The 12,554-nt window shown below is 37.1% G+C and carries 10 protein-coding genes; 2 read left to right on the top strand and 8 right to left on the bottom strand.

Features of this window, described 5'->3' with window-relative positions; genetic code table 11:
* Nucleotides 1–4 precede the first annotated feature (4 nt).
* A complete protein-coding gene (locus tag MSKOL_RS16720) occupies nt 5–757 on the bottom strand; it encodes an MFS transporter (RefSeq protein WP_255352012.1) in 753 nt (250 codons plus the stop codon).
* A 68-nt stretch (nt 758–825) separates the two neighbouring features.
* Between MSKOL_RS16720 and MSKOL_RS19595 the strand changes: the two genes are divergently transcribed.
* Complete coding sequence (locus MSKOL_RS19595; protein ID WP_082091177.1) at nt 826–2,016, top strand: ISH3 family transposase; 1,191 nt, start codon at nt 826–828, stop codon at nt 2,014–2,016.
* Between the two features lie 457 nt (nt 2,017–2,473).
* Here the strand turns inward: MSKOL_RS19595 and MSKOL_RS16710 are convergent, their stop codons facing one another.
* The 4 genes from MSKOL_RS16710 to MSKOL_RS16695 form a co-directional block, all read right to left on the bottom strand.
* Entirely contained in the window at nt 2,474–3,085 is a 612-nt protein-coding gene (locus MSKOL_RS16710) for a UPF0228 family protein (RefSeq protein WP_048157813.1), read from the bottom strand.
* Nucleotides 3,086–3,752: 667 nt separating this feature from the next.
* A complete protein-coding gene (locus tag MSKOL_RS16705) occupies nt 3,753–3,938 on the bottom strand; it encodes a PspC domain-containing protein (protein ID WP_048157811.1) in 186 nt (61 codons plus the stop codon).
* A gap of 347 nt (nt 3,939–4,285) precedes the next feature.
* A complete protein-coding gene (locus tag MSKOL_RS16700) occupies nt 4,286–5,377 on the bottom strand; it encodes a hypothetical protein (protein WP_048157809.1) in 1,092 nt (363 codons plus the stop codon).
* A 37-nt stretch (nt 5,378–5,414) separates the two neighbouring features.
* Nucleotides 5,415–6,398: a DUF523 and DUF1722 domain-containing protein gene (locus MSKOL_RS16695; protein ID WP_048157804.1), complete on the bottom strand. Its 984-nt coding sequence runs from the start codon at nt 6,396–6,398 to the stop codon at nt 5,415–5,417.
* Nucleotides 6,399–6,866: 468 nt separating this feature from the next.
* On the opposite strand from MSKOL_RS16695, the gene MSKOL_RS16690 reads away from it, so the two are divergent.
* Entirely contained in the window at nt 6,867–7,556 is a 690-nt protein-coding gene (locus tag MSKOL_RS16690; protein ID WP_082091176.1) for a peroxiredoxin, read from the top strand.
* A 336-nt stretch (nt 7,557–7,892) separates the two neighbouring features.
* On the opposite strand, the gene proC is transcribed toward MSKOL_RS16690, so the two are convergent.
* The 3 genes from proC to MSKOL_RS16675 all read right to left on the bottom strand — a co-directional run bounded on the left by proC (nt 7,893) and on the right by MSKOL_RS16675 (nt 11,605).
* Nucleotides 7,893–8,711 (bottom strand): pyrroline-5-carboxylate reductase, encoded by an 819-nt coding sequence (proC, locus tag MSKOL_RS16685; RefSeq protein ID WP_048157802.1) that lies wholly within the window; start codon nt 8,709–8,711, stop codon nt 7,893–7,895.
* A gap of 249 nt (nt 8,712–8,960) precedes the next feature.
* Entirely contained in the window at nt 8,961–10,112 is a 1,152-nt protein-coding gene (gene proB, locus MSKOL_RS16680; RefSeq protein ID WP_048122767.1) for a glutamate 5-kinase, read from the bottom strand.
* Nucleotides 10,113–10,261: 149 nt separating this feature from the next.
* Complete coding sequence (locus MSKOL_RS16675; RefSeq protein ID WP_048157800.1) at nt 10,262–11,605, bottom strand: glutamate-5-semialdehyde dehydrogenase; 1,344 nt, start codon at nt 11,603–11,605, stop codon at nt 10,262–10,264.
* Nucleotides 11,606–12,554: the final 949 nt, after the last annotated feature.

Below are 12,554 nucleotides of genomic sequence, written 5' to 3'. Positions count from 1 at the left end.
CAAATTATTGATTTGACAACGATATTTTCGTCTCTTTTATGTGTTTGTCACCTGGTTTTTCAAAAGAATTCTTCATTAAATACGTTATCAGAGCAACAAGCAACCCAAAGGAACCTGCTATCCTAAAAACCGTGTCAAGATCAAAATGTGACAGGACAATACCAAGCACTATGGGAGAAAGACTCTGACCAACGTACTTCATGGTGTTGTGAATAGATAACACACTACCTTTTGATTCTGAAGGAGCGATCTGAACTATCTGTGCATCAATTGCGGTTTGAGCAAGCCCAAAACCTGCTCCGAATAGCAACATTAAGAGAAGAACTGTGAAAATCGAATACGCAAATGAAACAGAAAAGATTGCCAGTCCAGTAAGTGTAAAACCAGTAGCAATAATTAGCATGGTTGAATGTTTACTAGCCAGAATCTTCACGCGGGGTATAATCAAAATGACAGCTATTCCCTGAAAAGCCAATACAATTCCTGCTCCCTTTGCAGTATAGCCTAATACATTCTGAAGCATAAAGGGAACGTAGATGAGCACTGAAAATAGTATAAAGAAAACCGCAAAGCTTAGGAATACCGTGTATAATATTCTTAATTCCTTGAGTGCTGTAAACCCGTTTAATATACCTTTGTGAGCCTCATTGTCCCTCTGAACCCTTGTCTCTGGAAGGAAGGCCATCGCAACAAAAGCAAGCGGAAGTGAAAGTACATAGACAGTAGTTCCGAATAACCCAAGTTCCGAATGCTGAATTTAGAACATTAGTAACTAATTAGAATTAGCCGAAAAAAAGTTTTATTAGATCATGGAATTTATTTTTAATGCCAACAAAAAACGATTCCATGACCACAGATACAGCCAGCTTGCTGGCTGTATCCTCTGAATTGATTAGCAAATATAATATAATAACTTTGCCAGAATCTGCAAATTATGAATGTCAGGACACTTTAAACATATTGCTGCATGCCGCAACATCCTCTACAGACTCTCTTGAATCTGCAAGTAATGATTTGCAAAGAAAAAATCCTGACTTAAGAATACCTTCAGCAGATACTATTTTCAATTACATCAAAGAAAATAAAATTGAAGATATTCTTTCCTCTTTTAGAAAAATGAATCTTGAGCTTTTCAAGATGATGAAACTTGAAAACAATATTCATGATATAGCTATTGATTTTCATGACATTTCGTATTATGGAGACAAAAATACTCCTGGTATTAGAGGAATAAAACTAAAGAATGGTAGTTCATGGGGTAAATCGTTCTGTACTCTTGATATAATTGGAACTTCTCACTTAACACTTGACGTAATAGACATCAATAGTTTGAACAAGAATTATTCTCTTTTAATCGAATCTTTATTCAAAAGACTTAAAACGATAGGTGTAAAAACAGGAACAACATACCTTGATAAAGAATTTTTTAACACAGATGTAATTTCAAAGTTGGATGAACTTAAAGTCAATTTTGTTATAGCAGCTAAATCGACTCAGGTTATCAATAGAGAACTTAAAAATCATCAAAAAGAGTATGGGAATACTTCGACTATTTTTGAATATCGATTCCAGAAAGGAGGACCTTCTTTCAATGTTGTGGCAATATATAATGATAAAAAGAAAAAGTATCTTCTGTTTGCTACAAACAAAAAAGCAGAATCAATTGAGAAATTTGAAAAGATGATTCCTGAAGAATATAGAAAACGATGGAATATAGAAACTGGGTATAGAGTGAAAAACGAGTTCAAGATACGATCATGTACAAAATCTCCAGTAGCAAGAGTATTGTTTTTTATTATTCAATGCATCATGTACAATGTGATAAATATGCTAAAGTCAGTTCTAGAAATTACAGCTTATGAGCTAAAATCATTAATAGATGAAGACATAAAAAAAGTTGTAAGATATGGACTAAGGTCGCTGAATTTTATTCCTGTTAGTGTGTTACTGGATTGTTTGAGATGGGTCAATGAAGAAAGAAATCGAGTGCTACGCACTCGATTAACTATAATATAACTCATCTCAAATTAAAATTTAAGAACCTAATAGCGTATGCTATAAAATTACTCAATGTGATCTGATTTTTTGAAAAATGTAAGTGAAAGTTATAGCTTAAGAATTTTAAAATCTGATCAATAATATAGTCTACTTTGAAAATTAATGGATAAAATGTAAGTTCAATTTGTTTTTATCATTCGGAAGTCAGTCTGATCGGAACTACTGTCATTATTAGAATAAAAAAAATTATTTCCTTATTAATTTTGCTCACACTAAAACCTAAAAAATGAATAAGGTTCGATAAAACTTATAGATTGGCTGTTTGTATGGAGAATAATGAGCAACCTTCGTTGGCATCAATCCCTTTTGGAACATCGAGGATAGTTTCACCATTTACGGGAAGACCAGGATAGATCTGCTTCAACCGTGGGTAATTGACCTTCCCCTTTTAAATCTGTAATTATAAGACAGTCTCTTAGGTTGTAGGGTCATATGGAGGAAAAATGTAACTAAAATATACAGTATAAATATTTTCATTTTGATTAAGCTCATTTTTTATCCTTATTGCATCTTTTTCTTGAATCACGTACCGAGATCCATTAGGATTTTCAAAATGAATCTCGCACCAGGTAAACTTTTTCACCCTAGTGTCATATTTGTCCAGTATTGCGAGAAATTTTTTGTCTTGGACAGCTTGTTCAGAGACCGTAAAAACGTAATTATCCCCTTCCCTGATAACATGAGCAGGAGACGTTGTAATCCATTCTTTTTTCTCTTCTTTCATCCCTTTACGAATATCACGTCTTATATCCCAGTTATCTTTGTCCACTATTATGTAATATCTTTCATCCGTAGTATTAGTATCATATTCCATGCTATAGTTCAGAGTCATACCAATAATGTTTTGAAGAATATCTTTTACTTCTGGCTCAGAAATTCCATCTTTAAATTGAATATATATACCAGCTACTTGTGATTCAGGTGCCGGGGTATTAGTATTAACTGGCATTTTTATAAGTAGTCCAGAAACTACTACGAGAGTCAGAAAAGCAGTAAAAATAGCAATCTTCCTATTAATTTTGCTCATGCTAACACCGCTAGGGGTAATATGTTCTGGGTTCTCATAGCTTCGAGCTTAAATATATAATAACGTTATACTTTGCGATTTACCTGGAGAGTACATTTCAACTCCATAAACTCCTTTTTTCTAATATTTTATAACTTTTGTGTCCAGGTTCTCTAACAATTCAATTTTCAAGCGGATTTTGAGTTTGAATTACTTTTTAATGTTTTTATATTTTAATGATTTGTTCATAAATTATTTATTTGAGTGTACGCCTTAACTCATATTCAAAAACAAGTATAAAAGAAAATAGTATTCAATCTTGAGGTATAAAAGTCTTATATAAATTAAAAACTAATAACTATAGACTTTTTTTCTAAAAATTCGCTAACTCTGACTATTTGGAATAATCAATTAAAGAGTTCGAAAGATGGAAACTTTAGTCACTCCTGTAAATGTTGCAACAAAAATTTCATCGTATCTCATTTGAGCAGTTGCATTATTTAGCCTCGTGACTATTACTGTTACTGTGCATGCACCTGAGTAAAATTAGCTTAACATATAAAATTAAAATTTTAAATTTGTTGAGGTTGACGGGCTGTATCCCGCCATTAAAATGACGGGAATTAGCCCTTTCTTTTTCGTAAAAAAGTTTTAGAGTTTCCTTATTTAAAAATAAAACCGAAAGCCTTCAGGGCTCTTCAGGAATTATAATCCATGCTATTATATAGGCAACTATACCGCTTCCAGCACCCACTAGAGAAATTAGCAACCACAAAAGCCGTATAAGCGTAGGATCAACTTTAAAGTATTCACCTAGCCCACCACATACCCCTGCAATAATCCTGTTTTTCTTTGACCTATACAATTTATTCATTTGATCACCCCCTAACTTCAAAATGCTTAACATACTACTATACTTACATTCGATTTATAAGTGCATTTATGTTCGATTTGCAAGTACAGTTATATTCGATTTGCAAGTACAGTTATATTCGATTTGTAAGTACAGTTATATTCGATTTGTAAGTACAGTTTTAGACCAATCCTTTTAAAAAAAAGATTGCAATTAATAGATTACTTATATTCGATTTATAAGTAACTCCTTGGACTATGAAAATGTATATGAAATTTCCTTATGTTTGCAAGTAAAAGTTCATTTTTCAGGTTTAGCTTTTTTACACGCAATTCCTTTTCATATGGGCCTGCCAGAAATTCAGATCTTCAGATCATAGCCCAGGCACTGGTTATGTTTTCAGGTGCCAGGTCCTCTCCAGATGCCTGCACATATACCCTGAATTTATTTCCTGCAGGAACCGTCAGGCCTTTTGCAGTGTAATTGAAAACTTCTTCCGGCTCAATTGTAGTTGAAGAACTTTCAATTTCATCCCAAAAAGAAAGCTTATCTTCAGCCTGGAGGGCAACGTAAACGGTTGCATTTTCAGCTCTCTCCGAACCCACGTTTCTTACTGTTACATTAATATCTACAACCCCTTCTTTTTTTGAGTATGCACATTGTGCTTTGAAATCAAGCTTAATCATGGGTCTTCTATACACAGGAACAACATGTACAGGCTGGTCTGCATATTCTTCCGGGACTTCACCTATCTGCCAATCACTCCCTGTTGTTTCCAGATAGTAGTAATTGCTGCCTTCGTACTCGAAGCTCCTGCCCCTGTACCCATTGTTACATTTCACCCCGAGAGCCATATGTTCAGGGAGTTCCAGAAGGACAGCATCATACCCCATTTCCTGAAGAATTGCCACGGAGAGAATTGAAGTGTCTTCACAATCCCCGCCGTTCTCATAAAGAGTTTCGTAAGGAAAACGGGGGTACTGCTCATAACCTGAGCTTTCAAGGTCAGAGGTATAGTTAAGGGATTGGACAAAAGAAATACAAAGTCCTGGAATTTGACTTTTTTCAAGCCCATGAGCTTTTGAGAGAGAAAGTAAAGCCTCTGCAATGTCCTTAATTAACCAGTCATCATATGGATCTGAAGCAAACAGGTCATAGTCTCGGTTTCTAGTCCTGGAGTTATATTTTTCATACAACTCATTGTCAAGAGGCAGAGTAAGCTGCCAGTTGCAGCCTTCATAGTCCCAGGAGTAAGTTCGGGAAAACGTTCCAGGAGTAGTTGACTCCTCTGTTATCGAGGCGCTGTAAGGCTCAGAATTTACAGTATCTTCTCCTATCAGACTCTCCCCAGAATCGCCTATATAACAATCTATGGAAGTTTCAGAGTTGAACCAGGTTAAGATAAATCCGACCAGATAAAGGAATAAAAAGAAATAAAACAAAGCGTTTGAGCTTTTCATAACATTATCCCCGCCCAGAATTTCATAGTTTACGAGTTCATTTCCAGAGATCGTTCCTGAGGTGGGAGTTTACCGGATCCACTTCCATCAGGCCTTCTGGATAGGGTTCAAAAAAGGTCTGATTCGTAAGATACTGGTCTTCAAAGCGCACGGCCCACGACCTGATAATACTAATTGCAGGGCAAAGAGAAACTTTCCCGTTCCTGTACTTCTGAATCCAGCCAAAAAATAGTGCCTTTTCCTGGTTTGAGAGCCGCTCTGAAAAATGTCCGAAGGCATGCATGAGTACATTAATACTTGAAGTATACCTGGGAGGCCTGGAGAGGGAGCTGTAAAGATGCTTCTCGTACTCAGAAATCAGTTCTTGAAAGGTTTTCTGTTCTTTATTTGCAACAATAGCTCCCAGTTTCTTGAGTTCTTCCTGGCTATATACCATGAGCAGGTACTTATTTTCGGTATGGAATGCGACAAGGTCTCTCATGCGGCCTTCGGATTTTACTTTTCGGAAAGCGGCAAGCATAAAAATCCTGGTCATGAAATGTTCTTTTATGCGAGCGTTCCTTAGCCTTCCTTCATCCTCAACAGGAAGATAGGAAAACTCTTTCAGGACTGCCCTCCCGAAATATCCTGAAGTTTTCCCAATTACTGCTGATTTAAGCGATGTAGTCGGGTAAACTTTTACGTCCTTAATGCCGCAAGAAGGAGACCTGTATTTAAGAATAAAACCATCAATCTCTCCTGCAGAACCGAGAAAATCAGTGCAAAATGCCTCCATAGCTTCAGTTACATCCCTGCCACTTGCGGACTGGACAAGCCGCTGTTCCCCATTATCAAGAATAATTCTTAACGAGTCTCTTGGGACACCGAGCCCTATCTCCACTTCAGGGCAGACAGGCAGGAAATCAACATACTCCATGAGGTTTGCCACTATCGAACTGTTTATAATATTCCCGTTGTATCGACAGTGGTCAAACCCAAGGCATCTACTAACTACAACCTTTGGCCGAAAAAACTCCCTCATTTAACTCCCCATATAACAAAGGATTTCCAGCATAAATTATTTTCCAAAAGAAAGTCTTAAAAGACTTATTTCCTAAAAATAAAACGTTAGAAAGTAAGGATCTTCCAAAAAAGACTTTAAAATACTTAATACATAAAAACTAAAAGTGTTGACTGAAAAATGAATTAAAAATAGGTTCACAGGACTTATTTTGGGAAAAAAATAAAAGCCAAAAGAAAATAAGGTTTTAAAAAAAGTATTTTTAACAAAGTAAATTTTTTGTCCGTATTTCGGAACAAATATATAAGAACAAAAATAACTATAGATAGTTAGGGGACGATTGAGGGAAAAAAGGGCTTTTAAGGGGTAAGACTCCAAACTCTTTTAAGGGGTAGCAAGACTTCTAACTCTTTTGAGGGAAAGCCTCTGTACTTGAACTCAGTTTCCGGTCCCGAAAGAAAAAGCATGAGCTTAAAATAGGTGAAAAATATGGTAGAAGCTGAGTATGAACAGATACACATGCCTCTGATCGGAGATGATGCACCGTCATTTAAAGCAGTGACAACTCAGGGACAAATAAATTTCCCTGATGATTACAAGGGTAAGTGGGTTATTCTTTTCAGTCATCCTGCAGATTTCACACCCGTATGTACTACCGAATTCATGACTTTTGCCAGTATGCAGGAGGAATTTAGAGAGATGAACACTGAGCTGATAGGGCTCTCTATAGATAGCGTGTTCTCTCATATTGCATGGCTTAAGAGGATCGAGGAAAAAATCGAGTATAAAGGAATGAAAAATGTAGAGGTAAAGTTTCCGGTAATAGCTGACCTGACAATGGAAGTCGCAAAGAAATACGGAATGATTCAGCCAAAAACTTCAACCACGCAGGCTGTAAGAGCCGTATTTATCATAGATCCTGAGGCAAAGATAAGGGCAATTCTTTACTATCCGCAATCAGCGGGAAGAAACATGCAGGAAATAAAAAGGCTTGTAACCTCCTTGCAGAAAAATGAAGCTGAGAAAGTAGCAACGCCTGCAAACTGGCAGCCTGGAGAGGATGTTATTGTTCCAGCCCCCAGTTCGATGGAAGCCGTAAAAGAAAGAACTGGTAAGCTCGAAGAAAACATGTACTGTCTTGACTGGTTTTTGTGCTTTAAAAAAGATAGTAAGAAATAATTAAGAAAATAAAAATTTTCGTGCCTACTAAACCTGGGAAAATACTCAGATTGGGAAAATACTCAGATTGGGAAAATACTCAGATTGGGAAAATACTCAGATTGGGAAAATACTCAACTTAGACAAAGCATGATCAACGACCATCTTTTGTAGAATTCATGAGCAAATTCTTCTAAGTTTATTTTTTAAATTACTGGTTGTTGATCATGTTTTTTCGGATTTTACTGATTTTTATTTGCACTGCTCAATCACATTGGAATTAATATCAATAGACCTATTTTGTAGGGGTTGAACAGCTACCAAATAAAAAAATGAAATAATATGGAAAAGAGAAATTTACTTCTTTCCAAGTTCTTTTGAGCGTTCGGTTGCCCTTATAACTGCATTCATAAACGCAGCCCTTACTCCAGCTTCTTCAAGGGCATGGACACCCTGAATGGTAGTCCCGGCAGGAGAAGTAACCATATCCTTGAGTTCTCCGGGGTGCAGGCCTGTTTCAAGCATCATTTTTGCAGCCCCAAGTACGGTCTGGGCTGAGAGAGTGAGTGCACTTTTCCTGTCCATTCCTTCAAGGACAGCCCCATCGGCCATTGCCTCAATTATAGGAAAGATAAATGCAGGTCCACTGCCTGAAAGACCTGTAACTGCATCCATTATGGACTCAGACACCTGGACTGCAGTACCGACTGCAGAAAAGATCTCAAGGGCAGTTTTCACGTCTTCGGGAGTGGCATTTTTACCTGGAGCAATGCCTGAAGCAGCTTCGGAAACTGTGGCCGCAATGTTTGGCATTACACGTATGACTCTTGTGCCAGCAGGAAGCGCATTTTCGTAAGTGGAAAGAGGCACACCGGCTGCAATTGAGATTATAAGTTTATCAGAAGTTATGTCAGCTTTAAGATTTTCGAGTACCGAACCCAGGGTCTGAGGCTTTACTGCCAGGATAAGAATATCAGATGCACTGGCGATAACAGAATTGTCAGTAGATATGTTAATTCCAAGCTTTGCCTTCAGATCGTTCAAGAAAGGCTCGTACACGTCGGCTGCGCCAAGATTTTCAGGCTTTACAATTTCCGCCTTTATAATTCCCTGCATAAGTGCAGAGCCCATTTTTCCTGCTCCGATAAATCCTATCTTTCGGTTCTGATCTACCATATAATATCTCCTATTTTCAAAATAAGTGTAAATATCTAGGTAATTGTTTCAAAACGTATTTTAAATAAGTATTAAGTAATTTAAAGGGACTTTATAGCCCAAATGAATTTATAAGAAATCAGTAGATTGATAAAACTTCCAAATTACAAGAAATTAATTGGATTCTTCAGAAATCCCAAATTCAGAAATCCCAAATTCAGAAATTCCAAAAAACCCAGTTTAATTCTTCGAGTATGCTGGAAATTCCATTCAGTTCTCGATTATGCCGATGTTTTCTTTTTTTATTACATTGCTGTAATTGCTATAGCCCAGAATACCTTCAATTTCGTCTGTGTGGGCTCCTTTGATTTTCATAAGTTCTTCAGAAGTGTAGTCTGTAATTCCTTTTGCAAAGACCCTGCCTTCACACTCTAATCTAACCACATCTCCCCTATCAAAATTTCCCTCAACTTTCACAACTCCTGCAGGAAGAAGGCTGTTTTTTCCGAGGACTGCGGCTTTTGCTCCTGCATCTACACGAATAGTGCCTGAAGCCCTTGCAAGAATGATCCAGCGGGCGCGGTTCTTCTGAATATGCCTTTCAGCCAGGAAGAGAGTGCCTATCTCTTCTCCAGACAAAACCCTTAGAAGAACATCCTTGATTTTGCTGTTTGCAATCAATACATAGCAACCTGCCATGCTACAGATCTTTGCAGCTTTTATCTTGGTCCTCATTCCCCCTACACCCTTGAAGCTTGTAGGGTCACCCCCATAACTTTCGATTTCAGGTGTGATTTTTTCCACGAGAGAGAGAAGTCTGGCATCATCGTGTATCTTTGGGTTTTTGTCAAAAAGGCCATTGATATCCGAAAGAATAATCAGGAGATCAGCATCGATTTTGCTTGCAACCATTGCAGAAAGTTTGTCATTATCTCCAAAGATTGCTTCAATCTCGTTTGTACAGGTGCAATCGTTTTCATTTATTATGGGAACTACCCCATATTCCAGAAGGGTAGATATGCTATTTCTGAGGTTAAGATAAGATACCCGGTCAGAATAGAATTCATAAGTAAGAAGGATCTGAGCAACTTTTATCCCGTGTTTTGAAAAAGCTTCGCTCCAGTACTGCATAAGGATGCTCTGTCCTACCGCTGCCGCTGCCTGCCTGATAGGAATTTCACGAGGTTTTGGGGCAATGCCCAGCTCATAGAGTCCTACACCTATTGCCCCCGAACTTACCACAATTACCTCTTTTCCGAGCTTTCGAAGTTCGGAGACCTGAGCTGCAATACTTTCCATAAAGGTAGGATCAATACTGCAATTTTCTTTTGTACTGTCACAGTTCTGTTTTGTAAGTGAGGAAGTACCTATCTTGATAACGATTTTATTAACATCATCGAGAAATTGATTTCTATCTGTCAATCACAAGGCCTCGTAAAATATTTTGGGAATACAGCTGAAATAAGTAACAGCTGCAATCCGAATTTCCATCGCTTGCACTCAATTTGCGCTGGTATTCCAATTCAGATATATAAACATATCATAATTCTTCGGAATTCTTCAGCAGGGTTTCAATTTACATCTTCAAACTTAAGGTCAAGTTTTCTGTGCGTATAGGGTTTTGCATTTTCTCCTGCGTAGTCTGCAACAACCTGCCCTTTCCCTAGCAAGATGTATTTGTAGATCAGAAGACCTTCCATGCCTACAGGCCCACGGGAATGGATTTTGTTTGTGCTTATTCCAACCTCGGCTCCTTTCCCATAACGATAGCCGTCAGCAAAACGGGTTGAGGCATTTACCATAACACTCGAAGAATCAACAAGCCCTGTGAACTCTTTTCTTTTTGAAGCATTCTCAGTTATTATTCCATCGGTGTGATGGGAACCGAAAGTGTTTATATGGTCGATAGCTTCCTTTATGGTATCAACGAGTTTTATCGAAAGAATGAGATCATTGTACTCAAGACCCCAGTCCTCTTCCGTAGCTCGTGAGAGAGTAGAAAGCCCTCTTTTTTCAAGCAGAGTATAACTATCCTCGTCACAGCGTAATTCAACCCCTGCACCAAGGTACATATCTGCCATCTTCGGCAGAAAAGCATCTGCAATTTTACGGTTTATCAGAAGGGTTTCAATGGCATTGCATACTGCAGGATACTGTACTTTGGCATCGAAGCAGACCTTCCAGGCTGTATCGAGATCCGCATACTCGTCCACATAGATATGGCAGATCCCGCTGGTATGTCCCAGTACAGGGATCTTCGTATTTTCCTGGATAAACTTGACAAATTCATTTGAACCTCTGGGGATGAGAAGGTCTACATAAACATCAAGACTCAACAGGTCCATTATCTCTTCTCTGGTTTCCATAAGTTGGAAAGCCCCTGCTGGCATGCCGTCTGTGGATTCTATGGCTTTTACAAGAATCTGAAAAATAGTGCGATTAGACTCCCGGGCTTCACTCCCACCTTTGAAGATGGTCGCGTTCCCGCTCTTAAGGCAAAGGGACATAACCTGAGGCACCACGTCAGGTCGAGATTCAAAGATAACACCTATAAGGCCAATCGGACAGCTCACCTGGTAGAGAATGAGGTCTTTGTCCAGCTCAAGAGTAGAGAGAGTATCTCCTACAGGATCTTTGAGCTTAATTACACCTCTGATTCCTGCAATCATTCCATCGATTTTTGAGTCACTTACTTTAAGCCTGTCTACAAGAGCTTGAGTGAGCTTCCCTTTCTTTTTCAGTTCTGCTGCAGCTTCAAGATCTTTTGCATTTGCACCCAGAATAGCTGTCCTTTCCTTGTCCAGAGCCTGAGCCATGGCTTCAAGCGCCAGGTTTTTTACTTCCGTACTTACACTGGAAAGTTCAATCGATGCCTTTTTTGCCTGTATTACTTTGGATTTAATATCTTCAGCCATATAATCACCTTCTAATATAATGATTCATGTATGCGTTAATTAAGGAACTGGGCAGCCAAACCTGTTATTGTATCAGTTAATTTACAGAAGATTCGGCATTACTCAACACGGATAGAAGTAAGATCTTACTATTGATTACAGGTAACGGTCTTATTACTAAATTACAGGTAACGGTCTTATTACTAAATTTATTACTAAATTACAAATGATGGGACTTACTATTGAAAGTGCTGAACTTAGATTGAATATCAGAAATAAACTAAAGATCATTTTTTCTTTAAATATCGGGGGTATATCCATAATTCTAAAGATGTATAAATTCTTCCGCTGCATTCATAAAGTAAACACGACGAAAAGAAAGAGAATACAGTTATGTAATACCTTTTGATACCTTATTGTACGCGATTTCGGTATATGATATAGCGAAGTCCTAGATAAAAGATGTCATTTTAGCAAGTAACATTTTATTTTTAAGATATTATATATAACATTGTATTTTTAATAGATTATTTAGAATTTTTTTACTTTTAATATTTTATAATTAATATTTTGTTTTTAATATTTTATTTAGAATTTTTTACTTTTAATATATGATCATGAAGCTCTTACATTTAATATTCAATTTTAATATATTATACTGAATATATTAAAATTGAATATTTAACTTATGATATATACTTTAGGCTTTTAAGTCTGGGAATTTATCTGATGGCTTATATCAGCAGCTCAAGTTTGTGAAAATATTCATATTTTAAATTCACCTGAAATAAGTCTCTATCTTATTAAAGTTTATTTTAAACCCCATAAAAATTGGCAATTAGCCTTGAGTAGCTTAATAGAATGAATAAAGTTACCATGGTTTTAATTATGTTAAAGTTGAAAATTAATAATAAGCTTATAGGAAATTAATTTTTTAATGTATGTTTATAAAAAAAATAGGAATTATATA

This window comes from Methanosarcina sp. Kolksee, assembly GCF_000969945.1.
Lineage (GTDB): Archaea > Halobacteriota > Methanosarcinia > Methanosarcinales > Methanosarcinaceae > Methanosarcina > Methanosarcina vacuolata.
This window is presented reverse-complemented; position numbering and strand designations above follow the sequence as displayed.